We start from the raw sequence: 22,684 nt of genomic DNA, 5'->3' as shown, positions 1-22,684 counted from the left end.
GAGAGGATGATGGTACATGTATCAGCATATTGCTATTGCATACGATGACTCGGAGGGGAGCCGGAAAGCGCTGGACAGGGCCTGTTCATTTGCCCTTGCCTTAAGAGATATAAAATTATCCGTTGTCCACGTGAACCAGGAAAGTGAAGTGGCAGCACCGGTACCGGATGAAAACATCGGCGTGCCGCCAACCATTTCCGTTCCGGGGCTGGACGGGCGGGTTTACCCGGTTGACCCGCCGCCTGTTGATGAACCTTCCACACAGCAATTCATCCTGAACGATGCGGAGGAAGTCATGAATCATGCCCGCGAATTATTGGATGCAAAAGGGGTCAAAGCCGATACCCATATTTTAGAAGGCAAGGTGGCCGACAGCATCATTGATTTCGCCCGTAACGAGAATGTAGACTGCATCATTACCGGAAGCAGCGGAAAAAATGCTGTAAAAAGTTTGTTCATTGGAAGTGTAAGCAAAAGCCTTGTAAAAAATGCGGATGTGGATGTGCTTGTCGTAAAATAAGCCACCGGCACCGCTCATGGGAAAAACTGTAGGAAAAGCAATTCAAATAGACAAAAAACTTGTTTGCCGGCGAACAATCCCGGACTGGCAAACATGGCCGCATTCTGGCGGAAAACCGGGGCGGACGTGCAGGAAAGCAGTGCCAGGGCCGCCCGGATCAGAATGCTTTTTTTTCTATTCCTTGATAAACGTCCAAACTTCTGCCTTCCATCTTGCATACATTAACATTGCACGACGGAAAGACGGAGGTGAAAAATATGGGCTTTTGGGGCTGCGGATACGGCGGATACGGCGGCTATGGCGGTGGCTATGGCGGCGGATACGGCAACAGCTTTGCGCTGATTGTTGTGCTGTTTATTCTGTTGATTATTGTCGGTGCCGCTTACCTGTTCTAAGAACCGGGGCCCGGCCTTATTGGGCACGGGCCCGGCTTCTTTTTTCCAAACGCTTACAAGAAAACCATTCGTACGGCTTCTACATACCATTGCCCGCCCGCTGTTCCACCGGCTTGCCGCAGCTGCATGCCTTTTCAAGCAATCAAACTTTTCCAACCTGATTTGCGCCGGAAGAAACGGTTGCTGCCGGACTGCCCTTCCCATCGTAAAGATGGCATGCGACATAATGGCGGTCTTCAATCTCCAGCCATTCCGGTTTTACACGAGCACATATGTCCATTGCTTTCGGGCATCTTGTCCGGAATACGCACCCGCTCGGCGGCGTGACCGGGCTTGGGATTTCCCCTTTTAAAATAATTCTTTCCCGTTTATCTTCAATTTTCGGATCCGGAATCGGAATGGCCGACAGCAACGCTTCCGTGTAAGGATGCAGCGGTTTGCGGTACAGGCTCTTGCTCCCCGTCAATTCAACAAGATGGCCGAGATACATGACGCCGATCCGGTTGCTGATATGCTTTACCATCGATAAATCATGGGCAATAAACAAATAGGTGAGATTTTTTTCCCTTTGCAGTTTTTTCAATACATTGACAACCTGGGCCTGGACAGAAACATCCAGTGCGGAAATCGGCTCATCGCAAATCACAAACTCCGGGTCAAGCGCGAGCGCCCTTGCAATCCCGATCCGCTGCCGCTGCCCCCCGCTGAATTCATGCGGGTACCGGCCTGCATGCTCTCTGTTTAGCCCGACTTCTTCGAGCAATTCATATATTCTTTCAAGCTCTTCCCGTTTATTTTTAAAAATGCCATGGACTTCAAGCGGTTCAGCAAGGATCTCGCGGACAGTGGAACGGGGATTCAGGGAAGCATACGGATCCTGAAAAATCATTTGGACATTTCTTTTCATCAGAAAACGCTCCCGCTCATTCAGTACATGGATATCTTTTCCGCCATAAAGGATTTGCCCTTCGGTTGGGGTGTAGATCCCCATCATCAGCCGCCCTGCCGTCGACTTTCCGCATCCCGATTCCCCGACAAGCCCGAACGTTTCCCCTTTATAAATATCAAAAGTAAGATCGTCCACTGCTTTTAAAAATTGTTTCTTTCCAATCTCAAAGTATTTTTTGACATGCTTGACTTCCAACAGTTTTTCCATCATGGCGCACTCCCTTCACCCGGCTGCCGCAACCCGTATTGCTTTTGCAGCCGGTTTGCCGCATACTCCCGGCCACCAACGCCGCGCTGCATTCCTTTCGCAACCCGTTGCGTTGCGGATTCCCATCTTATGCGCGACTTTACATCCAGTAACGCCGCGCACCGCATAGTTCTTTTTCGTAAATCGTTCCTTCCATATCCAGCAGTTCAACAGGCCGGCCTGTTTTCGGCGAGTGGAGCAGCTTCCCCTCCCCCGCATAAATTCCGACATGGTGGATGACGCCTTTTCCTTCCTCATGGGCAAAAAATAAAAGATCGCCAGGTACGATGCTTCCGAGCGGGACGGTCGTTCCTCCTTTTGCCTGTTCATGGGCATCACGGGCAATGGCCCTGCCTGTTGCAGCAAGCACCATTGTATAGGAAAATCCAGAGCAGTCATATCCATATCCGCTCATGCCGCCCCATAAATACGGGAGGCCGAGAAACATTTTTCCGGCGTCAAGCATATGCCTGCCCTGGCTGCCGGGACTGCTCCCCTTCAACTGCACATCCTGTTTTTTAAGCGATGCCGTTTTCCCCCGTACCGTTTTTACAACGAACCGGTCCTTTGTTTCACCCACTACAGAAAAGCGTGTTTGAAAGCTCACTTCAAATAAAGGGAGTTGATTTTCATCATAGAGCATTGCAAATGGCTTTTTAATGGCACAAACAGCAGTATCTTGCGGCCATTCTTCTCCCTGCCTCAGCTGGCAGCGGGGGACCCAGCCGGGATAGCCGTCCGGATGTTTGCTGGAAGGCTGTTCCGGAACGGAAATATACGCCCACTTCCCCTCTGTTTTATGGACAATGACTTTTCGGCCGTAGAGCACCTGTGTCTGGATTTTATTTTTTCGCCAAAGTTCGTGCCGCTGTTCCAATGAAAGGCCGGTGAGCCATTGCTTCATATTCGCCGGGTTCCGGAGGGCTTCTTCGTCTCCGGCACCCGGCGATTGTGCGGAAGTCCAAACGGTGGCGACAGGGGTATCCACCAAATAAACCTGCTTTCCCATGTTCCGCCCCCTTTCCCTCAGATTTCTATTTTTGGCAGTATCAGGCGGGGAGTTTCCCCGCTGATAGTGCCTATTCTTTTCCATTCGTCCGGGCAGCCGGGCCGCGGACAATGCCCGCCAAATGCTTTCCCGGGCAAACAGCCCCCTGCCAAAAACAGAGCATTATTTTACATTGGCCCATTTCAGCTCAAGATAGCCGACAGGATGGCGGACGATGCCTGTTACATGATCTTTTTGCAAAAATACCTGGTTGTAAAAATAGAGCGGGAAGATCGGCATGTCGTCAATGAGAATTTTTTCTGCCTCGTGCATCAACTCATAACGTTTCGTTTCATTGGTTTCATTTTTTGCTTGCTGGATCAATTGGTCATATTGCTTATTGCTCCATCCTGTTCTGTTCATCGCTTGCCCGGTTGTGAAGCTTTCGAGGAAGTTAATCGGATCCCCGTAATCAGCCAGGAATGAACTGCGGGACAATTGGAATTTCAATTTTTTCTGCTCAGCCTGGAAGACATTCCATTCCATATTGGCAAGCTTCACATGGATGCCCAGGTTTTCTTTTAGCATCTGTTGGATTGTTTCCGCAATTTTTTTATGGACCGGGTCCGTGCTGTAAGTGAGGGTGACCTCAGGCAGTTTTGTATACCCCTCTTCCTGCATTCCTTTTTTCAGGAGGGTTTTCGCTTCTTTTGCATTTGAAGTATACAAATTGCCGCCTTTTTTCCGGAAGTCGCTGCCGTCCGGTTCGGTAAACCCGTAAGAAACAAACCCGTAAGCCGGTTTTTCATCATTTTTCGTGACATATTTGACAATTTGCTTCTGGTCAATGGCCATTGCGAATGCTTTCCGGATATTTTTATTCTGGAACGGTTCTTTATTGACATTAAACCGGTAAAAATAGGTGCCGGCCTGATCCTCTACTTTCACTTTTCCTTCCTTAAACAGCCGGGCTGCCATATCTGCCGGGACATCTGAAACATCCAGTTCCCCGTTTTGGTACATTTGATATTCAGTGTTCGGATCGTCAACCTCTGCCCATTTCACTTTATCAAGTTTTACATTTTTGGCATCCCAATAGTTTTCATTTTTTTCCATGATGAAATGGTCATCGTGTTTCCATTCTGTGAGTTTAAATGGCCCGTCTGAAACATACGTTTTCGCTTCTGCAAACCATTTCGGATTTTTTTCGGCCACTTTCTCGTTAATCGGGAAGAAAGCAGGATTTGCGATGACGTTCAGAAAATAGGACTGCGGCCCGGTTAACGTGACTTCCAGTGTTTTGTCATCGGCCGCTTTCACTTTGACGCCGTCTTTTGATCCTTTTCCGGTGTTATACGCCTCCCCGCCTGCAATAAAGTATCCTAAAAATGCGGCAGGCGAAGCAGTTTTCGGGTCGAGCATTCTTTTCCACGCATATTCAAAATCACCCGCTGTCACCGGATCCCCGTTTGACCATTTTGCATTGTCCCGGAGGTGGAATGTATACGTCTTGCCTCCATTTGTGACATCCCAGCTTTTTGCAATCGCAGGGTGCGGCTTATTGTCTTTGCCAAGGCGCACAAGCCCTTCCATTAAATTGTTCAGTGCATTCCATGAAACGGAATCGAACCCGATTGGCGGGTCAAATGAGGTGGGCTCAGACCCGTTGTTTAAATTTAATACCTTTTCTTTGCTGCTTCCGCCCGGGCTGTCTTTTGAGCTTGACTGGCTCGTACAGGCAGCAAGCGAAGCAATAAGCGCAAAACTGATAACCATACTCCAAAATTTCTTCATACATTTCCCCCTTTTCTTTTCCGCATTGCGGGCAGCCCTGACCCGTTTGTCCCCCTTGCAGTATCCGGGCGCCGTCAATGCCTGCTTTCTATTTCATCTACAGGCGTACACCCGTAGTTGAAACCGCAAATTTGGCCCGTTCGTCCTGCAGCCAGCAGTAAACCTGATGGGAAGCTGATTTTTTCGCGCGAAAAGGCTCCACACGGCTGCATACTTCCATTGCCATCGGGCATCTCGCCGTAAACGGGCAACCGGGAGGCGGCGCAAACAAATCCGGCGGCGTGCCGGGAATCGGAATAAGTTCTTCCTCTTCCATATCGAGCCTTGGAACCGAGTTTAGCAACCCTTTTGTATAAGGGTGTTCCGGATGATAAAAAATTTCTTCTCTTGTGCCGGTTTCGGCAATCTTACCGGCATACATCACCGCAATCCGGTCGGCAACCTGGGCCACAACACCGAGGTCGTGCGTGATCAAAATGATGGATACGCCCGTCTCCCGCTGGATTTTCTTAAACAGTTCAAAAATCTGTGCCTGAATGGTGACGTCCAAAGCAGTAGTCGGTTCGTCCGCGATAATGATCTCCGGATTGCAAATCAAAGCCATCGCAATCATGATCCGCTGGCGCATTCCGCCGCTGAACTGGTGCGGATATTGTTTTAACCGTTCGTGCGGGTCCGGAATGCCGACCATGTGCAACATTTCAATGACCGTTTTTTTCGCTGCCTCGCGGGAAAGATTTTGATGCTCCTGTACCGCTTCGAGCAACTGGTTCCCGATGGACAAGGTCGGGTTCAGCCCTGTCATCGGATCCTGGAAGATCATGGAGATTTCCGCCCCGCGCATTTTCCGCATTTGCTTTTCGCTGTATTTTAAAATATCCGTGCCTTTAAAGCGGATCGAGCCGCTTAACTTCTTCACATTGGTATTGGGAAGAAGCTTGAGGATCGCTTGCGATGTCACGCTTTTGCCGCATCCGGATTCACCGACAATGGCAAGCGTCTCGCCTTTGTTTAAATAAAAGTTCACCCCGCGCACGGCCTGCACCGTTCCGCCGTATGTCGAAAAAGAAACGTGCAGGTCTTCCACTTCGAGAATCTTGTTCAATTCCGTCACCTCCTCAGCTTCGGATCGAGCGCATCCTGCAGCCCGTCGCCAAGCACATTAAACGCAAACATCGTCAGCGAAATAAAGAACGCCGGGAAAAATAAGCGCCACCACTCGCCCGTTAAAATCGCTGACAACCCGTCATCCGCCATCACGCCCCAGCTCGCATGCGGCGCCTGAACCCCCAATCCTAAAAAACTGAGGAAAGCTTCACTGAAAATGGCACTTGGCACGGTTAGCGTCATCTGGACAATAATTGGGCCCATTGTATTAGGGAGCAGATGTTTGCGGATAATCCGTGACGTTTTGGTGCCGAACGTTTTAGAGGCCATTACAAATTCATAGTTTTTAATCTGCAATACCTGGCCGCGGACAATTCTGGCCATACCGACCCAGCCCGTTACGGTAAGCGCAACAATAATCGTGCCGAGCCCCGGCCCCATCACAACCATCAACAGGATCACAACAAGCAGATAAGGAAGGCCGTACAGCACTTCAATAATCCGCATCATCATCTGGTCGATGCGGCCGCCTTTGTAACCCGCAATGCCGCCGTATATCACCCCAATGAAAAATTCAATGATGGCCGCCATAAACCCGACAAACAGTGAAATACGCGCGCCATACCATGTTCTTGAAAACATATCGCGCCCGAGCTGGTCGGTCCCGAACCAATGCTCCTTGGAAGGCGGCAGATTCTGGTTCGTCAGTGACAGCTTCGTCACGCTCTCAGGCGCAATCAGCGGGCCGATGATGGCCATAATGATCAAAAGAATCAGCACCACAAGGCCGAGCATCGCCAGCTTATTTTTGGCAAGCCGGTTCCATACATCATGCCAGTACGATATGCCCGGCCTGACAACGGCTTCCTGCATTCCGGCTTCTTTCTTTTTCGGGACAAACCATTCATCCGGAATCTCTGAAACGGTATCCACTTTATCCTGATTGGCTATTTGCAAGATGTCCACCCCTTACTGCTCTATTTTTATGCACCAGATTTTGCGGAATCGGGACGATGGCTCTTTTTAAATATGATTTTGCAGGCCATTGGCGCCGGATGTTACGAAAAGCCGGGGCCTGATGCCCTATCTCTATGCAGAGCCGGGCTGCTTCTTTTCGGAACCAGTGCTCATTGTTCCTTTTTATGTAACTTGATCCGCGGATCGAGAATGCCGTACGCAATATCAACGAGAAACAGCATGATAATCAAAAAAATGCTGTAAAATACGGTTGTCCCCATGATGACAGGATAATCCCGATTATTGATGCTTTCGACAAAATACTTTCCCATGCCCGGAATGGAGAATATTTTTTCAATGACAAAGCTTCCCGTCAAAATGCTCGCCGTCAATGTCCCTAAAATGGTAATCACCGGCATCAGCGCATTTCTGAGGGCATGTTTGATGATAATTTTTATTGGAGAAAGCCCTTTTGCACGGGCGGTTTTGATGTAATCCTGCGTCAGCACTTCCAATAGGCTTGACCTTGTCAGGCGGGCGATAATGGCCATCGGGCTGACGGCCAGGGCGGCAGTTGGCAGGATCATATGCGCCGGGGATGTCCAGGTTGCAGCCGGCAGGATTTTCAGATTGACCGCAAACTCCTGGATTAACATCGTTGCCAGGATGAAGTTCGGAATCGAGATGCCAAGCACGGCAATGGTCATCGCCAGATAGTCGATGATGCCGTTATGGTTCAAAGCGGCAAAAACGCCAAGCACGATGCCGGATAAAACCGCAACCAGAAGTGCTGTCATGCCAAGTTCAAATGAAACCGGAAACCCCCTTCCCAGCATATCGTTTACCGTCTGGGACGGCTGTTTGATGGACGGGCCGTAATCAAATAAAACAATGGATTTCACATAATACAAATACTGTATATAAACCGGCTTATCCAGATGGTATTGCGTTTCCATATTTCTTTGCACGGCTTCCGATGTGTTGCGTTCCTGGTTAAAAGGCGATCCCGGAATAGCCTGCATCATGATAAAAGTCAAGGTGGTGATCACCCACAGTGTGACAACCATGGCGGCGAGCCTTTTGAGTACATACTTTGCCATATGCAGACACCTTCTCATGTTTAAAATGGGCATACTGTTGTGTTTATATTTTTATTTATATACTAAATAGGCGAAAAATTCAATAGCATTCAATATTTATTTTAATTCTACAATAGTAATATTTTCGGAATATGGAAATCGCTTTTATTTTTTTCTTGTCCGCCACCGGCAGAAGTCAGGAGTTAAGCAAGAGCCTGCAAATTTTTCCGGTTTGCAAAAAGCGATAAGGAAAGCGCGATTACAATAAAGCGGACTAAATGTTTTTACAGGAAGCGATAAAAGCGGAAAAAAGGTTCAAGGAAACAGGATCCTGTATGGTGGCCAAAGCTTCAGGGTGCCACTGGACACCAAGCATAAAACGGGCGTTGCGATTTTCCACCGCTTCAATGATCCCGTCAGGCGCACGGCCGGAAACCGCAAGCGGCGCTTTCACGGTCCGGACTGCCTGGTGATGGAAGGAGTTCACTTTAATTGTTGCGCTTTTTGCCCACTTTTCCAGTAAACTTCCCGGCAAAACATGGACCGTGTGGGAAAGATGTGAACGGGCAGCCCGCTGTTTGTGCTGTAATAGCGGGGGTTTTCCCTGGCTATAAATATCCTGGAACATATCCCCGCCGGATGCAACAGCGAGAATCTGGATGCCCCTGCAAATAGCAAAAAGCGGCATATCCGCCTGGACCACAAACCGGCATAGCGCAATCTCAAATGCGTCGCGGCCGGGCTCAATTTCACCGAGCCCTGGAACCGGCTCTTCCCCGAACCAGGATGGATCTACATCCCCTCCCCCGGAAAGCAGGATTCCGTCCGTTTTGGACAATAATAAAGGGATGTCTTCTTCCCCGCCGGCCGGAAGCAATACCGGGACGCCGCCCGCCATGCGGACAGCCTTGATGTAGTCATCGGCCAAATACTGGGAAGTTTGATTGGCGCTGCATGTAATACCGATCACCGGTTTCATTTTTCATCATCCTTTCGCTTTTTCTTGTTTTAACAGCACGGGCGCCTGTCTTTGCGGCTGGCTTTTCTGCCGGACCCGGCATAAATGGCCGTGACGTTTATGTTCTTGCCGCTTTCGGCGCAGCGGATGCCCATCTTTTTTGCGCCCGTAATCCCGGCAAAAGGACGGGCGAACCGCCTTTCATTTTGATTTAATGCAAGGCCGTCTGCGACATAGTAAAATAATGCTAAACGGAAGATTGGCAAACCCCATGTGAAAAGGATGTGCCTGTTTATGATACATATTATGGCGATGACAAAAGAAAATGTACTGAAAGCCCCGGCTTCCATTGAAGAATTGGAAGGGAGCGGCTGGAAATGGTATTGGATTGATTTCGACCAGCCTTCGGAAGAAGAAATTTTAAAACTGCGCAATCCGCTCGGTTTCCATCCGCTGGCCATCGAAGACTGTATGCATAAGCTGCAACGGCCGAAACTGAATTATTACGAAGACCATGTCTTTTTTGTGTTCCAAAGCCTTAATCCCAACAGGCTGCAGAAAGAAGAATTGAACATGTTTCTCGGGGAGCATTTTGCCGTGACCTTTCACCATCTCCCGTCAAAAGAAATCAGCGAAGTGCGGGATAAACTGAAAAAAACGGATGAACCGGGCAGATGGGGGCCTGCGATTATTCTTTATGAAGTGCTGGACAAGATTGTTGATCATTATTTTCCTTATTTGTATAAGATAGAAGACCGTCTGAATGAAATTGAAGACAATTCAAAAAATGAATCGATGGAGGAACTGCTTGCAAGCCTGTATGCAACAAGGCATGATTTGCTTGTGTTGAGGAACACAATTATGCCGATGACGGATCTTGTCTACCGGATGCTGAATTCCCATTCGGTTCCCGGCATTCAGAAAAAGCTCGCGTACTTCCATGACATCCATGACCATTTGCTAAAACTATCCGGGATGGTGGAGTCTAATCGTGAGTTTACGACCGATATCCGTGACAGTTATTTGTCTTTAAACTCGCACCAAACGAACCGGGTAATGAAGATTCTCACCATTTTCACCACGATTTTTATGCCTTTGACTTTTATTGCAGGGGTGTACGGCATGAATTTCAAATATATGCCCGAACTGGAATGGAAATACGGCTATTTCGTCACTCTTATTGTGATGTTTCTGATCGGCGTCGGCATGACTTACTGGTTTTACAAAAAAGGCTGGCTGAAATGAGGGCAGCTGAATACCCCGCATCCGCCCGGAATGAAGCCGGGCACCAGGACAATGGGGAAGCAAAAAAGCGGAGGCGCCTTCTTCAGGCATGGCCCCCGCTTTGGTACAGAAAACCCGGTTCCGCCGCCCCGCTCCGGTCCGCCATTTCGTTGGCATGATCAATATAGCGGTGCAATGCAAACAGGCATCTTTCAATGACGTTATAATCATGCGAATAATGATAAGCATGTAAAACATGCTCAATTTTTTTGGAAAGAAAATCATCTTTCGTCCGCACCATCAAAATCAGCAAATTATCCCATTGCGAGCGGTGTGTGTAATATAAAGCGCGGTCATAATCAATGGGATTCATCCCGGCTCCCCCTTTCTTGTGCATTTGCTTTATTAAAAAGCAAACCCTAATAAAAGGAGTCAGCATTATTGTATGTGTTTTTATTGATTTTGCGCGTTGAAAAACTTGCCTTGCGGGAAACGAAAGGCTGTTATCATTTGGAACGTATTTTTCCGGTTTTCAGCCCGCGGCAAGCTTCCATGCAGCCGGACGAATCATTTGGATCTCACAGTCCCGGAAATGGCGGTGCCTGCTCGTGCGCAGGATGTTTTCATTTCGCGGATCATGCGAAAAATCCTTCTTCGTGTCCTCATGTTTTTTCCCTTCCGTTCATACATTGGAAAAAAGGGTGACTTTTAAAGGGGAGGAACATTTCATGCATGATCATGAAAGCCTGCAATATGCGATTGATGAGATAACGGAAATCGCGTCCGGTTTCGGGCTTGATTTTTACCCGATGCGCTACGAAATCTGCCCGGCGGATATTATTTATACTTTTGGCGCTTACGGCATGCCGACCAGATTTTCGCACTGGAGTTTCGGCAAGCAGTTTTTCAAAATGAAGTTACAGTATGACCTCGGGCTGAGTAAAATTTATGAGCTTGTCATTAATTCTGATCCGTGCTACGCCTTTTTGCTGGATTCCAACACGCTTGTCCAAAATAAGCTGATTGTGGCGCATGTTTTGGCGCATTGCGATTTTTTCAAAAACAATGTCCGCTTTCAAAATACGAAACGGGATATGGTGGAGAGCATGTCTGCAACGGCGGAAAGAATCCGGGCATATGAGCTGAAATACGGCAAAAAGGAAGTGGAACAATTTATTGATTCCGTGCTGGCAATTGAAGAACATATCGATCCGTCGCTCATGCGGCCGAAATTGAACTGGACCATGGAAGATGCGGAAGAATGGGATGAAGAACCGAAACGCAAAGAAGGGCCGTATGATGAATTGTGGTCGCTTGATGAGAAAAAGCCGGGACAGAAAGCGGCGAAAAAAACCAGAAAGTTTCCGCCGCAGCCAGAAAAAGATATTGTCCTTTTTATTGAACAATACAGCCGGGAATTGACGGAATGGCAGCGCGACATTATGACCATGATCCGCGAAGAAATGCTCTATTTCTGGCCGCAGCTCGAGACAAAAATCATGAATGAAGGCTGGGCCTCTTTCTGGCATCAGCGGATCATGCGCGAACTTGATTTGACGACGGATGAAGCAATTGAATATGCGAAACTGAATGCGAGCGTTGTCCAGCCATCCAAAACTGGCATCAATCCCTATTATTTGGGGATCAAAATTTTTGAAGATATTGAAGAACGCTGGAACAACCCGACGGAAGAAATGAAAAAACGGGGTGTACGGCCAGGGACCGGGCGCGAAAAAATATTCGAAGTGCGCGAAATTGAAAGTGATATTTCATTTCTGCGCAATTACTTGACGAAAGAACTGGCTACAAGGGAAGATATGTACTTGTTCCAAAAACAGGGGCGGGACTATAAAGTGGTGGACAAAGAGTGGGAGCATGTACGTGACCAGCTTGTCAATATGCGCGTAAACGGCGGTTTTCCTTATTTAACCGTCACGGACGGAGACTACCGGAAAAACGGGGAGTTGTATATTAAACACTGGTATGAAGGCATTGAACTTGATTTAAAATACCTGGAAAAAGTGCTGCCCTACCTTTACCAGTTATGGGGCAGAAATGTCCACCTCGAAACGGTTGTGGAAGAAAAGCCGATTGTCTTCTCTTATGACGGAAGAAGCGTGCAACGGAAATACATGTAAAAAAGCACGAGCCCCCCGCTCCATGCAAAAACGGCTTTTATGCCTGGGGGGTGGCATACCAAAAAAGCGGCGAAAAATCATTTGATTTTCCGCCACTTTTCAGATGTTTTATTTTTTACAACCGGAGTTCAATAATTGGCCTTGTAAATTTCCGGATATAATAACTGCCAAGAAATAAACAGATGCCAAGTGAAAAGACAATCAGCAGCAGGTAATTGTCCGCCAGCCAGTCAAGCACATTGGGGGAAGCGGCTGCCTCTATTGTCTTTATGATAAAACCGTGCAGCAAATACACATAAAGCGTGCGCTCGCCGATTTTTGTCCACTTGTACCCTTTGCTCGGGATTAACAGGAAGAACCCGAGAATAACAAGCAGCGTGACAGCATATTGGGCCAGCCGGATCAGCCCGCTAAACCAGTATTCCATCCCCATGCCTGCGTAAGAAGTATTGCCAAGGAGCCACGGCACGGCATCTTTCGGGAAAAACTGGCCGGTTGCAAGCGTGATGGCACACAGGATCAAAATGCCAGCCACCGGCGCGTAAGGAATATTGCGGATTTTTTGCAAATGCCTTCCTTCCAGCAAAAAGCCGAGCAAAAAATACGGAAAAAATACGAATGTGCGGGAGAGGCTCAGAAAACTTCCGGCCTCATCCCAGTAGCCAATCCCAATGCCGAGCGCTGCCGCAGCCGCAAGACCGAAAAAGTGGAAACGGGCAAACAAATGGAGCATAAGGTTCCAAAAAAACAAACTCAGCAAAAACCATAATGTCCAGTGCGGTTCCAGAAAGTTTACCGTCAGGTGCGATTCTTCGCCTGTATAATAATAATAAACGGAATAAATACATTGAAAAATGAAATACGGAACCAAAATCTTTTTAAAAGATTTTGAAATATGGCCTTTTTTTCGGTATGCTTTTGAAAAATAGCCTGAAATAAGAATAAATGCCGGCATATGAAACAGGAAAATGACGGTATACAGCGTAAAGAGGAAATTGTCTTCGGTTTTAAACGGGCTGATCAGGTGCCCGAGAACGACAAGATAAATCAGAATAAATTTTGCATTGTCAAAATACGAATTTCTTTTTGCTGCTGACATCTGCCATCCTCCGTTCCTGTTGTACAGCAAGTATTGCGATGTCGACGCCTTTCGTTTTCTATACCCCCTGCACGGCAAAATGAATCAATATTCATGCAGGAAACCCTGCGGTTCCTATTATACAAACTTTATATTACAAAACGGTAAAAATTCATTTAAACCAAGATGATTTTTAACAGCATTGCAAAAAGGCCGGTACCGGCCTTCTTGATCGCAAATATGGTTGGTTTGTTTTGTGCAAGGGGTGGGCAGCATCTGTGACGCTCTGGAACGGCCGGCCAGGAACCCCTCCTGCCTGCTTGTATTTCTTAAATTCCGCTCCCGGCTTTTTGCCCGGCAAATTGTGCAGTTAAGTCCGTATAAATTTTTTTCGCCATTACTTTATAACCTTCTGCTGTTAAATGGATGCCATCATCACTGATGAGGCCCTTCAGGTCACCGGCTTTTTTGATCGCTGTCCGAACATCAATGGCCGGGACGTTCAACTGTTTGATGAATTTTTTCAGGCACCTGTTATATTGGCCGTGCCAGTGTTCAATGCCGCCCGACAATCCAATCCAGTGGCCGATGCTTTTCCCAAAGCGGGCGCTGATGGACTGGTAGTAGCGTTTCGGGTCAAGCGGCGGCAGCGTTAGCAAAACGGGCGTAATGCCCTGTTCTTTTACATTTTTGACTAAATGCCTGATATTGTCCGCATAACGCTCAAGGGGCACAACCGGGACATGCGTATCATCTGGTCTCTCTGCTACTTCGTTCCATTTGAAATTGCAATCATTACCGCCAATACAGATCAGCACGACATCGGGATGCTCGCCGATTACATCTTTGCCGAGACGCTGGACAAGCAGGTCGGAATTATCATTGAACACCCCTTTATTGACAATCTCTGTGCTGCTGTCGCCAAAATACCGCTGAAGCACTGCGGGATAATTGTCTTTTAAAATCCGGAGCCTTCCTTTTATACAAGTTACACCTCTTGTAATACTATCCCCGAAACAAACAATTTTCATTTGAGACCCTCCCTTGAATGCATAATCATGCAAAAAGTCAGAACGATAGACATCATTTATTGTAAACTTGCCGGGCTGATTCGACAAGTGATTGCACCGTCCACGGGCAAACGCCCTCCGCTTTTCTTTGTCCAGCTGTGGCTCCTAGCCCCTAGGGTCGAATAATCCGTCCGTCATGAAGTAGGGGCTTCATTCCGGCCGAAACTTCGCCGGCCGGGGCTAAACAGTCGCCTCCGCTTTTCATTTTTTGGGTTGGATACTATAATTTACAAGGAAGGGATTGATGAAAAGGAGGTAAGGGGTTGAGTAGAGGACGGAGGGAAGAGGTTTGGTTTTTTGCCTGGGCGGTTTCGGTGGTTGCCACGCTCGGCAGTCTTTATTTTTCAGAAATTAAAGGGTATGAACCGTGTGAACTGTGCTGGTACCAGCGCATTCTCATGTATCCGATGACGGTCTTGATCGGGATTGCCGTTGCCAGGAAAGATTACCGCATGTCGCTTTATACCGCTGTTTTGTCCGGAATCGGCATGTGTGTGTCACTTTACCATTACTGTCTGCAAAAACTTGCCTTTTTTTCGGACAGGCTTCCTGCATGCGGCCGCATCCCCTGTACGTCGGAATACATCAACTGGTTCGGCTTTATCACCATCCCCTTTTTGGCTCTCACAGCGTTTGTGCTGATTTTTATTTCAAGTCTCATCGTTTGGAAGCAGGCTCGCGCTTCTCATTAAACACAACTGGAGGATTATAATGAAAAAAATCATCCTTTTTTTGGCCATTGTTCTCATTGTTTTTGGCGGGATTGCCGGAATCACAAAGTACAAGCAATCCAGGCAGGCGAAAAACAACCCGTATGCACCTGCAAAAAGTGTGGGCAAATTATCGGCGGAAACGCGCGACCAGCTGGATGACCCCCTTTACCAGAATATTATTTTGCCAAAAGAATTGAATCATGATTTAAAATCCGGCAAAACGTTCACCGTTTATTATTTCATGCCGACCTGCCCGCATTGCAAACGGACTACGCCTGTTGTATCACCGCTCGCGAAAGATATGGGCATCGATTTGAAGGAATTTAACCTGACTGAATTTGAAAGCGGCTGGGATGACTACAAAATCAAAGCGACACCGACGATCGTCCATTACAAAAACGGCAAAGAAGCCGCACGCATTGTCGGAGAGCATTCAAAACAGGAGTTCCGCCAATGGTTTAAAGCGCATGTCAAAAAATAAGGCTGCGTGCTTGCGAAGTAAAAATCCCCAAAAAAATAATGCCCGGTTTTCCGGGCATTATTTCTTACACAAGCAGGCGATTGGCTGCTTTTTTAAACATGCTAAACGTATCCGTATGCTTCTTCTGAAAATGGGAAAACGAAAAAGGAAAGTGCAAGCCAAACTGTTCAAGCGTAAATTTATTAAATTCAAACAGGCCGGCGTAATGCTCGTCCCGCTTATGCTCTTCCGTTTCCAAAATAGAAATGATTGTCTGCAGGCTGGCAATCATCTGATACCCTGCTTTTAAAGTGCCGATTTGTTCTGTTAGGTCATCCGACAGGGCAAGCACCCTGTCGCGCTGGAATGCGATGATCTCCTCATCCGTAAAGTAATCAGGAAATACTTCCGTAAACATATGGCGGACCAGTTCCGCGATCTTATCCATCTGTTCTTCCGTAGCAGCATAAACGATCTTCACAGCAGTCCCACCCTTTTTGAAAAAATCCATATGTAAGCCAAATCGCCGGCGCAATATTTAAGTACAGCATAGCATAGGAAAACAGGAAAAAAGTATGGTAAATGTGACCATGGGCCTGCACCCCAAAAGGGTGGGATTTTTTCCGGAAAAGCTGAAGCCTCATGGCCGGACTTTCCTCCAATAAAAGCACCCTGTTCCGGATTTTTGATGAAAGTCGAAAATTGAAACCGGATACAAAATTTTATTTTCGACATTCTTCTTTTATCTTCGCATGAAATCAGATAAAATAAAGACGTTTGATAATGAAAAGGATATGAGGGGGCTCTTACATGGTATTTAAAAACAAGAAAGACAAGTTTACAGTGCTGTTTGGCCATATTTCGACCAATCTCCGGGAAGCCACCAATTACTTTGCCGACTATAAAATCCATAATAAAGACGATTTAAAAATTTTTACTGAAAAAATGAAAGAGTATGAAACGACAGGGGATACTTACGTCCATGACATGATTCTGGAACTGAACGATGCCTTTATCACCCCGATTGAACGGGAAGACCTTTTGTCACTGACGAACAGCCTCGATGACGTGTTGGACGGCATTGAAGAAGTTTCCGGATTGTTTGAACTGTACAATATTTACCAGGCAGACGATTTTATGGTCGAATTCGTTGAAATGATCCGCCGCTGTACCGAAGAAATTGAAAAAGCAATCGACATCCTTTTTTCGAAAAAACTCGACAAGATTCGCCCGCATGCCATTAAAATTAAAGAATTTGAATTCCATTGTGACGAAATTTTAAGAAAATCATTAATCCACCTCTTTCAAAACGAAAAAGATCCGATCCGCCTGATCAAATATAAGGATTTGTATGAAAAGATGGAAGATGTGGCCGACTACTGCCAGACGGTGGCAAACATTTTAGAGACGATTATCATGAAAAATGCGTGAGGAGTCTGCTGAATGGATAGCATTTTAGTATTAACTGTCTTAATTGTGATTTTTGCATTTGGATTCGATTTCATCAATGGATTCCATGACACGGCGAACGCGATTGCAACGGCCGTTTCGACAAAAGCATTAAAACCCCGGCATGCGATTATAATGGCCGCGCTTATGAATTTTCTCGGCGCCATTTCATTTACAGGTGTTGCGGAGACGATTACAGAAAGTATTGTGAACCCGTTCACCCTTGCAAACGGGCAGATTGTCATTTTGTCCTCATTGATTTCAGCGATTATTTGGAATTTGATTACATGGTATTTCGGCATTCCAAGCAGTTCTTCCCATGCGATTATCGGATCCATTGCCGGCGCGGCGATCGCCTCGTCAGGATTTCATGTGATCGAATACCGTGGTTTTATCAGCATTATCGAAGCCTTACTTTTATCCCCGATCCTCGCTTTTACGATCGGTTTTACGGTTTACAGCATTTTTAAAGTTGCATTCCAGAATTTTAATCTTGCAAAAACAAACCGGCACTTCCGGCTGATTCAAATTTTCACCGCCGCCCTCCAGTCTTTCTCCCATGGGACAAACGATGCCCAGAAATCGATGGGGATTATCACAATGGCTTTGATTGCCAACCATTATATCGCTGATAACCATATTCCGTTCTGGGTCCAGGTCGGTTGTGCGGCGGCAATGGGGCTTGGCACTGCGATGGGCGGCTGGCGGATCATTAAAACGGTTGGCGGCAATATTATGAAGATCCGGCCGATTAACGGGGTTGCAGCCGACCTGAGTTCAGCTTTCATCATTTTTGGCGCGACATTTATCCACTTGCCGGTCAGCACCACCCATGTCATTTCTTCCTCCATTCTCGGGGTTGGTTCGGCCCACCGGATTAAAGGGGTCAAGTGGGATACTGCAAAAAGAATGGTGATCACTTGGGTCATTACCCTTCCAATTTCAGCCGTTTTGTCCGGTGCGATTTATCATATTGTAAGCCTTTTTTGGTAAAACGGGGTTAAAAAAAGAGCAGCGTTCAGCGTGCTCTTTTTTTATACGAAAGAAATTTACATAAACAATTGAAGAATTTCCATTTTATGATACATTTTTAATAAACCAATCAGAACTGCGGGGGATAGACGTGAGAATCGAAGACATATACCGGAACTTGCCGCTGCTTGAAACGGACCGGCTTGTTTTAAGAAAGCTGAAGCGGGATGACGTGCTCGATTTATTTTCCTATGCATCAAGAAGTGAAGTATCAAAATACGTGACATGGGATGCACACCGGTCTGTCCGCGATTCGAAAAATTTCATTAATTTTGTGCTCGGCCAGTACCGCGAACACAGGATTGCCCCCTGGGGAATTGAAGACAAAAAGACACGGAAGCTGATCGGGACGGTCGATTTTGTATGGTGGAAGCCGGAAGAAGGAACAGCCGAGATTGGCTATGCCCTTTCTCCTGAGTACTGGGGAAAAGGCATCATGACAGAAGCCGCTAAAAAGCTAATCGCCTTCGGTTTTGAACGCATGTATCTGATCCGCATCCAGGCCCGCTGTTTTGCAGAAAATATTGCTTCCGCCCGCGTCATGGAAAAATCCGGCATGACCTATGAAGGCACTTTGCGCAAAGCCGTTTATGCAAAAGGAAAACATTGGGATATCAAAATCTATTCCATTTTAAGAGAGGAACATTTTTAGCGTCCATAGAATAAAGGAAAGGAGATATCCCCATGGAATGGACGATAGATGATCGAATTTATGATACATTTCGGGAGGCTGAAGAAGTGGGGTTCTCCAGCGTTAGTGACATGGGAGAAGGAAGGGGATTTATTACTCCTGATTTGAAAGTTGCTAGTGTTCTTACCTATGCTTTATGTGGATTACCAGATGTAACATACCTTGTTCATACAGAAGAATTTCGGGAAGATGGCATCCTTAAATATAAGATATGGGTAGAAAACTTATGAGCTCACAGCGCGCGGCGCATACCGACTCAGGCGAATCATCCATGTTTCAGCACCCGCAAAAAAAGGGGCCCGCACCAGCCGTTGTGCAGCCCCTTTTTTCTTATGCCAAAGCTTTGTCCGCTTTCTTTGAAAAAAAGCTTTTCATCGCATGGAATACATCCGCTTTTTGCTTCAGCACGTAATATTTAAATTTTTCATCTTTAATATTTTTATAGGCCGACATGAGCGTGCTGTGGCGGTTGTACTGGTTCACTTCCCCGTAGTAGAACATATTCGAGACTTTCATGATTTGCTGGACAAGTTTCACGCAGCGCGCATTGTCTGATGTCAGGTTGTCGCCGTCCGAGAAATGGAAAGGATAAATATTAAAGCGGTACGGGTCATATTTTTCATTGATCAGGCTGAGTGCTTTCCGGTAAGCCGATGAACAGATGGTGCCGCCGGACTCCCCTTTTGAAAAGAAATCTTCCTCCGATACGACTTTTGCCTCTGTATGGTGGGCGATAAATTCAATTTCCACGGTCTCGTATTTCGTCCGCAAAAAACGCGTCATCCAGAAGAAAAAGCTGCGCGCCATATACTTTTCCCATATCCCCATACTTCCACTTGTATCCATCATCGCAAGGACAACCGCTTTTGATTCCGGTTTTTCCACTTCATTCCATGTGCGGAATTTGAGATCTTCCGGCACGATCGGGTGAAAGGCCGGTTTGCCATTCATCGCATTTCTTTTAAACGCCGACATCATCGTCCGTTTTTTATCGATATTGCCCATCAGCCCCGTCTTTCGGATATCGTTAAATTCAATCGCTTCAACTGTGTTCTCATCCTGCTCTTTCCTTTGGAGATTCGGCAGTTCCAATTGGCTGAACAATGCTTCCTCGATCTCCATCAGAGTTACTTCCGCTTCATAATAGTCTTCTCCCGGCTGGTCTCCTGCTCCCTGGCCTTTGCCCGGGCCTTCCTGCGGGGAACCGTCGCGTGCAATGATATCCCCGACTTTGGAATCGCCCTGCCCCTGGCCGACATGTTTATTTTTATCATAATTATAGCGGATTTTATATTCGTCCAATGACCGGATCGGTATTTTGACAACATCCCGGCCGTCTGACATGATAATGCTTTCTTCTGTAATTAAGTCGGGCAGATTGTTGCGGATGGCTTCCTGGACCTTTTCCTGATGGCGGACCTGGTCATCATGCCCTTTGCGGTGGAGCGACCAGTCTTCCTGTGAAAGAACAAAATGCTTCTGATCCTGTTTATCCATGCTCATCCTCCCTTTTTTGAAAATGCTTGCGCCGTCACCATACCGGAAATCAATTCATATGCTATTTTGGCGTTTAAAAACCAGATTGGATTATAACATTTAAGATTACATTATCTTATGCAATAAAGCAGAATATTTGACATTTTTCTTTGAAAAACAGACCACTACCGGGTAAGAAAAAACCGGGCTGATATCGCCCGGCTGCCGGATTACCGGTTCAGCAAGCTCCCGACATAGCGCAGCAGTTCATTGGCCGATGTGGAGTTATAGCCGTAATCATCAATTAAACGTGCCACCACTTCATTGATTTTCTTCAACTGTTGTTCATCCGGCGTTTTTGTAGATGTTGTAATCTTGACAACGTCTTTTAAATCCGCAAACAATTTTTTCTGGATCGCTTCACGGAGACGGTCGTGTGAATTATAATCAAACCGTTTCCCTTTCCTCGCATAAGCCGAAATGCGGATGAGAATTTCCTCCCGGAACGCTTTCTTTGCATTTTCCGAAATGCCGATCTGTTCTTCGATCGACCGCATCAGTTTTTCATCCGGGTTAATTTCTTCTCCTGTCAAAGGATCATGCAGCTTCACTTTGTTGCAGAATGCTTCTACATTGTCGAGATAATTGTCCATCAGCGTTTTCGCCGACTCTTCATACGAATATACAAATGCTTTCTGCACTTCTTTTTTGGCAATTTCATCGTATTCTTTCCGCGCTAAAGAAATGAAATTTAAATACTTCTCTTTCAATTCCGGGGTAATCGACGGATGCTGGTCAAGCCCTTCCTTCAAAGACAGAAGCACATCGAGGGCATTGATGGATTTCATTTCTTTTTTGATGATCGTAGAGGAAATACGGTTGATGACATAGCGCGGATCAATCCCGAACATGCCTTCATCCTGATATTCATTTTTCAGTTCCTTTACATCCTGTGAATTGTACCCCTCTACTGCCATCCCGTCATACAAGCGCATTTTCTTGAGCAAATCGATATCCGCCCGCTTCGGTTCGCGCAGCCTTGTTAAAATAGTGAACATGGCCGCAACTTTCAGCGTATGCGGAGCAATATGAATATCCGCCACGTCGCTTTCCCGGATCATTTTTTCATAAATTTTCTCTTCCTCGGTTACCCGCAAGTTATACGGAACCGGCATGACAATAATCCGCGAGTGCAGAGCTTCGTTTTTCTTATTGGCAATAAAAGAGCGGTATTCAGTCTCATTCGTGTGCGCGATGATCAATTCATCGGCAGAAATCAGCGCAAACCGGCCTGCTTTGAAATTTCCTTCCTGCGTCAGCGACAACAAGTGCCAGAGAAATTTCTCATCGCATTTGAGCATTTCCTGAAATTCCATAATGCCGCGGTTGGCCTTGTTCAGTTCGCCGTCGAAGCGGTAAGCGCGCGGATCCGATTCGGAACCGTACTCAGCAATGGTCGAAAAATCAATGCTGCCGGTCAGATCCGCGATATCCTGCGATTTCGGATCCGACGGGCTGAATGTGCCGATCCCCGTGCGCTTGTCTTCGGAAAAAAAGACCCTTTCAACGAGCACGTCTTCAATCCTTCCGCCATACTCTTCCTCTAGCCGCAGCATATTCAAAGGGGACAAATTACCTTCAATCCGGATGCCGTATTCCCCGTAAAAATCCGCCCGCAAATGTTGCGGAATCAAGTGGAGCGGATCTTCATGCATCGGGCAGCCTTTGATGGCAAAAACAGCACCCTGTTCAGTCCGCGAATACGCTTCAAGGCCCCGTTTTAACATCGTCACAAGCGTGGATTTCCCGCCGCTTACAGGTCCCATCAATAATAAAATCCGTTTTCTGACATCCAGCCTTTTCGCAGCCGGGTGGAAATATTCTTCCACCAATTTTTCAAGCGCCTCTTCCAAACCGAATAATTGATGGCTGAAAAAACGGTATTTTTTTACTCCGTCTACTTCCTCCACACCGGCATCCTTAATCATATTGTAAACTCGGGAATGAGCGGATTGTGCAACCCATGGCTTTTCTTTCAGCAAGTCAAGATAATCCCTGAACGTTCCTTCCCATCTCAGTTTTTCCTCTTCTTCACGGTAGTTTGTGAGTTTCCTCAGAATATCCATTTCGTACCTCCCCTTAGTCTTTTTGAAGAGACGTTTATATAATCTATGCCCCCAAGCGAGGGAACATGATAAAAAGAGACAACCTCATTCGGAGCGGGAGGACATCGGATGGCGGCGAAAGACAGAGATGGGAAAACTTGGTTTAGAGCCGGTGGATCCTGATGAAGCCGATACGTTCAAAAATTGAAAATAGGTGCATCTTTCAGTGAAATGGGCTATAATGGGTTCAAAGAA

The 22,684-nt window shown here is 46.8% G+C and carries 22 protein-coding genes and 1 pseudogene; 10 read left to right on the top strand and 13 right to left on the bottom strand.

Annotation, left to right across the window (positions count from 1 at the left end):
* Window positions 1-16: 16 nt before the first annotated feature.
* Together IC21_RS04905 and IC21_RS17590 are read left to right on the top strand one after the other, a co-directional pair.
* Entirely contained in the window at window positions 17-520 is a 504-nt protein-coding gene (locus IC21_RS04905; protein WP_029142227.1) for a universal stress protein, read from the top strand.
* Between the two features lie 314 nt (window positions 521-834).
* Window positions 835-915, top strand: a pseudogene (locus tag IC21_RS17590) (YjcZ family sporulation protein); the annotation flags it as partial.
* Between the two features lie 142 nt (window positions 916-1,057).
* On the opposite strand, the gene IC21_RS04900 reads toward IC21_RS17590, so the two are convergent.
* The 7 genes from IC21_RS04900 to IC21_RS04870 all read right to left on the bottom strand — a co-directional run bounded on the left by IC21_RS04900 (window position 1,058) and on the right by IC21_RS04870 (window position 9,014).
* The gene (locus IC21_RS04900) at window positions 1,058-2,074 is read right to left on the bottom strand and encodes an ABC transporter ATP-binding protein (protein ID WP_029142226.1); all 1,017 of its coding nucleotides are present in this window, start codon (window positions 2,072-2,074) and stop codon (window positions 1,058-1,060) included.
* A gap of 136 nt (window positions 2,075-2,210) precedes the next feature.
* The gene (locus tag IC21_RS04895; protein WP_029142225.1) at window positions 2,211-3,119 is read right to left on the bottom strand and encodes a C40 family peptidase; all 909 of its coding nucleotides are present in this window, start codon (window positions 3,117-3,119) and stop codon (window positions 2,211-2,213) included.
* A 162-nt stretch (window positions 3,120-3,281) separates the two neighbouring features.
* Entirely contained in the window at window positions 3,282-4,892 is a 1,611-nt protein-coding gene (locus tag IC21_RS04890; protein WP_013860204.1) for a peptide ABC transporter substrate-binding protein, read from the bottom strand.
* Window positions 4,893-4,989: 97 nt separating this feature from the next.
* Complete coding sequence (locus tag IC21_RS04885; protein WP_017553692.1) at window positions 4,990-5,997, bottom strand: ABC transporter ATP-binding protein; 1,008 nt, start codon at window positions 5,995-5,997, stop codon at window positions 4,990-4,992.
* 5 nt (window positions 5,998-6,002) lie between these two features.
* Window positions 6,003-6,956: an ABC transporter permease gene (locus IC21_RS04880; RefSeq protein ID WP_013860206.1), complete on the bottom strand. Its 954-nt coding sequence runs from the start codon at window positions 6,954-6,956 to the stop codon at window positions 6,003-6,005.
* A gap of 170 nt (window positions 6,957-7,126) precedes the next feature.
* The gene (locus IC21_RS04875; RefSeq protein WP_029142223.1) at window positions 7,127-8,056 is read right to left on the bottom strand and encodes an ABC transporter permease; all 930 of its coding nucleotides are present in this window, start codon (window positions 8,054-8,056) and stop codon (window positions 7,127-7,129) included.
* Between the two features lie 253 nt (window positions 8,057-8,309).
* On the bottom strand, window positions 8,310-9,014 hold the full coding sequence (locus IC21_RS04870) for a gamma-glutamyl-gamma-aminobutyrate hydrolase family protein (protein WP_019721259.1): 705 nt from the start codon (window positions 9,012-9,014) through the stop codon (window positions 8,310-8,312).
* 273 nt (window positions 9,015-9,287) lie between these two features.
* Here IC21_RS04870 and corA point away from each other — a divergent pair, with 273 nt between their 5' ends.
* Window positions 9,288-10,238 (top strand): magnesium/cobalt transporter CorA, encoded by a 951-nt coding sequence (corA, locus tag IC21_RS04860; protein ID WP_019721260.1) that lies wholly within the window; start codon window positions 9,288-9,290, stop codon window positions 10,236-10,238.
* Window positions 10,239-10,320: 82 nt separating this feature from the next.
* Here the strand turns inward: corA and IC21_RS04855 are convergent, their stop codons facing one another.
* Window positions 10,321-10,590: a YhdB family protein gene (locus IC21_RS04855; protein WP_013860210.1), complete on the bottom strand. Its 270-nt coding sequence runs from the start codon at window positions 10,588-10,590 to the stop codon at window positions 10,321-10,323.
* Window positions 10,591-10,945: 355 nt separating this feature from the next.
* Here IC21_RS04855 and IC21_RS04845 point away from each other — a divergent pair, with 355 nt between their 5' ends.
* Entirely contained in the window at window positions 10,946-12,355 is a 1,410-nt protein-coding gene (locus IC21_RS04845; protein ID WP_029142220.1) for a SpoVR family protein, read from the top strand.
* A gap of 115 nt (window positions 12,356-12,470) precedes the next feature.
* On the opposite strand, the gene IC21_RS04840 is transcribed toward IC21_RS04845, so the two are convergent.
* Together IC21_RS04840 and IC21_RS04835 are read right to left on the bottom strand one after the other, a co-directional pair.
* Window positions 12,471-13,454: an acyltransferase family protein gene (locus IC21_RS04840; protein WP_029142219.1), complete on the bottom strand. Its 984-nt coding sequence runs from the start codon at window positions 13,452-13,454 to the stop codon at window positions 12,471-12,473.
* Between the two features lie 308 nt (window positions 13,455-13,762).
* Complete coding sequence (locus tag IC21_RS04835) at window positions 13,763-14,464, bottom strand: SGNH/GDSL hydrolase family protein (RefSeq protein ID WP_029142218.1); 702 nt, start codon at window positions 14,462-14,464, stop codon at window positions 13,763-13,765.
* A 302-nt stretch (window positions 14,465-14,766) separates the two neighbouring features.
* Here IC21_RS04835 and IC21_RS04830 point away from each other — a divergent pair, with 302 nt between their 5' ends.
* Together IC21_RS04830 and IC21_RS04825 are read left to right on the top strand one after the other, a co-directional pair.
* A complete protein-coding gene (locus IC21_RS04830; RefSeq protein WP_017553125.1) occupies window positions 14,767-15,195 on the top strand; it encodes a disulfide oxidoreductase in 429 nt (142 codons plus the stop codon).
* 19 nt (window positions 15,196-15,214) lie between these two features.
* The gene (locus IC21_RS04825) at window positions 15,215-15,697 is read left to right on the top strand and encodes a thioredoxin family protein (RefSeq protein WP_013860214.1); all 483 of its coding nucleotides are present in this window, start codon (window positions 15,215-15,217) and stop codon (window positions 15,695-15,697) included.
* Window positions 15,698-15,761: 64 nt separating this feature from the next.
* On the opposite strand, the gene IC21_RS04820 is transcribed toward IC21_RS04825, so the two are convergent.
* Window positions 15,762-16,157, bottom strand: coding sequence for a YhcU family protein (locus tag IC21_RS04820; RefSeq protein ID WP_029142217.1), 396 nt, complete (start codon window positions 16,155-16,157; stop codon window positions 15,762-15,764).
* A 329-nt stretch (window positions 16,158-16,486) separates the two neighbouring features.
* On the opposite strand from IC21_RS04820, the gene IC21_RS04810 reads away from it, so the two are divergent.
* The 4 genes from IC21_RS04810 (at window position 16,487) to IC21_RS04795 (ending at window position 19,078) form a co-directional block, all read left to right on the top strand.
* Window positions 16,487-17,107 carry a DUF47 domain-containing protein gene (locus IC21_RS04810; protein WP_013860216.1) on the top strand — a complete coding sequence of 207 codons (621 nt, stop codon included), beginning with the start codon at window positions 16,487-16,489 and terminating at the stop codon, window positions 17,105-17,107.
* 12 nt (window positions 17,108-17,119) lie between these two features.
* Window positions 17,120-18,118, top strand: a complete 999-nt coding sequence (locus IC21_RS04805; RefSeq protein WP_019721271.1) for an inorganic phosphate transporter — start codon at window positions 17,120-17,122, stop codon at window positions 18,116-18,118.
* Between the two features lie 130 nt (window positions 18,119-18,248).
* The gene (locus IC21_RS04800) at window positions 18,249-18,809 is read left to right on the top strand and encodes a GNAT family N-acetyltransferase (protein ID WP_019721272.1); all 561 of its coding nucleotides are present in this window, start codon (window positions 18,249-18,251) and stop codon (window positions 18,807-18,809) included.
* A 32-nt stretch (window positions 18,810-18,841) separates the two neighbouring features.
* Window positions 18,842-19,078 (top strand): hypothetical protein, encoded by a 237-nt coding sequence (locus IC21_RS04795; RefSeq protein WP_019721273.1) that lies wholly within the window; start codon window positions 18,842-18,844, stop codon window positions 19,076-19,078.
* 100 nt (window positions 19,079-19,178) lie between these two features.
* On the opposite strand, the gene yhbH is transcribed toward IC21_RS04795, so the two are convergent.
* The gene (yhbH, locus tag IC21_RS04790; protein ID WP_029142215.1) at window positions 19,179-20,345 is read right to left on the bottom strand and encodes a sporulation protein YhbH; all 1,167 of its coding nucleotides are present in this window, start codon (window positions 20,343-20,345) and stop codon (window positions 19,179-19,181) included.
* 209 nt (window positions 20,346-20,554) lie between these two features.
* A complete protein-coding gene (locus tag IC21_RS04785) occupies window positions 20,555-22,450 on the bottom strand; it encodes a PrkA family serine protein kinase (protein ID WP_017554414.1) in 1,896 nt (631 codons plus the stop codon).
* Window positions 22,451-22,684: the final 234 nt, after the last annotated feature.

The sequence above is a fragment of the Heyndrickxia coagulans DSM 1 = ATCC 7050 genome (genome assembly GCF_000290615.1).
Lineage (GTDB): Bacteria > Bacillota > Bacilli > Bacillales > Bacillaceae_C > Weizmannia > Weizmannia coagulans.
Note: the sequence above shows the minus strand (reverse complement) of the source record. Positions and strands in the feature narration are given on the sequence as shown.

Coding starts and splice junctions, on each gene's coding strand:
- IC21_RS04890 (WP_013860204.1), bottom strand. CDS start 4,892: ATGAAGAAATTTTGGAGTATGGTTATCAGTTTTGCGCTTATTGCTTCG.
- IC21_RS04825 (WP_013860214.1), top strand. CDS start 15,215: ATGAAAAAAATCATCCTTTTTTTGGCCATTGTTCTCATTGTTTTTGGC.
- IC21_RS04805 (WP_019721271.1), top strand. CDS start 17,120: ATGGATAGCATTTTAGTATTAACTGTCTTAATTGTGATTTTTGCATTT.
- IC21_RS04795 (WP_019721273.1), top strand. CDS start 18,842: ATGGAATGGACGATAGATGATCGAATTTATGATACATTTCGGGAGGCT.
- IC21_RS04870 (WP_019721259.1), bottom strand. CDS start 9,014: ATGAAACCGGTGATCGGTATTACATGCAGCGCCAATCAAACTTCCCAG.
- IC21_RS04810 (WP_013860216.1), top strand. CDS start 16,487: ATGGTATTTAAAAACAAGAAAGACAAGTTTACAGTGCTGTTTGGCCAT.
- IC21_RS04875 (WP_029142223.1), bottom strand. CDS start 8,056: ATGGCAAAGTATGTACTCAAAAGGCTCGCCGCCATGGTTGTCACACTG.
- yhbH (WP_029142215.1), bottom strand. CDS start 20,345: ATGGATAAACAGGATCAGAAGCATTTTGTTCTTTCACAGGAAGACTGG.
- IC21_RS04905 (WP_029142227.1), top strand. CDS start 17: ATGTATCAGCATATTGCTATTGCATACGATGACTCGGAGGGGAGCCGG.
- corA (WP_019721260.1), top strand. CDS start 9,288: ATGATACATATTATGGCGATGACAAAAGAAAATGTACTGAAAGCCCCG.
- IC21_RS04835 (WP_029142218.1), bottom strand. CDS start 14,464: ATGAAAATTGTTTGTTTCGGGGATAGTATTACAAGAGGTGTAACTTGT.
- IC21_RS04845 (WP_029142220.1), top strand. CDS start 10,946: ATGCATGATCATGAAAGCCTGCAATATGCGATTGATGAGATAACGGAA.
- IC21_RS04855 (WP_013860210.1), bottom strand. CDS start 10,590: ATGAATCCCATTGATTATGACCGCGCTTTATATTACACACACCGCTCG.
- IC21_RS04900 (WP_029142226.1), bottom strand. CDS start 2,074: ATGATGGAAAAACTGTTGGAAGTCAAGCATGTCAAAAAATACTTTGAG.
- IC21_RS04840 (WP_029142219.1), bottom strand. CDS start 13,454: ATGTCAGCAGCAAAAAGAAATTCGTATTTTGACAATGCAAAATTTATT.
- IC21_RS04895 (WP_029142225.1), bottom strand. CDS start 3,119: ATGGGAAAGCAGGTTTATTTGGTGGATACCCCTGTCGCCACCGTTTGG.
- IC21_RS04785 (WP_017554414.1), bottom strand. CDS start 22,450: ATGGATATTCTGAGGAAACTCACAAACTACCGTGAAGAAGAGGAAAAA.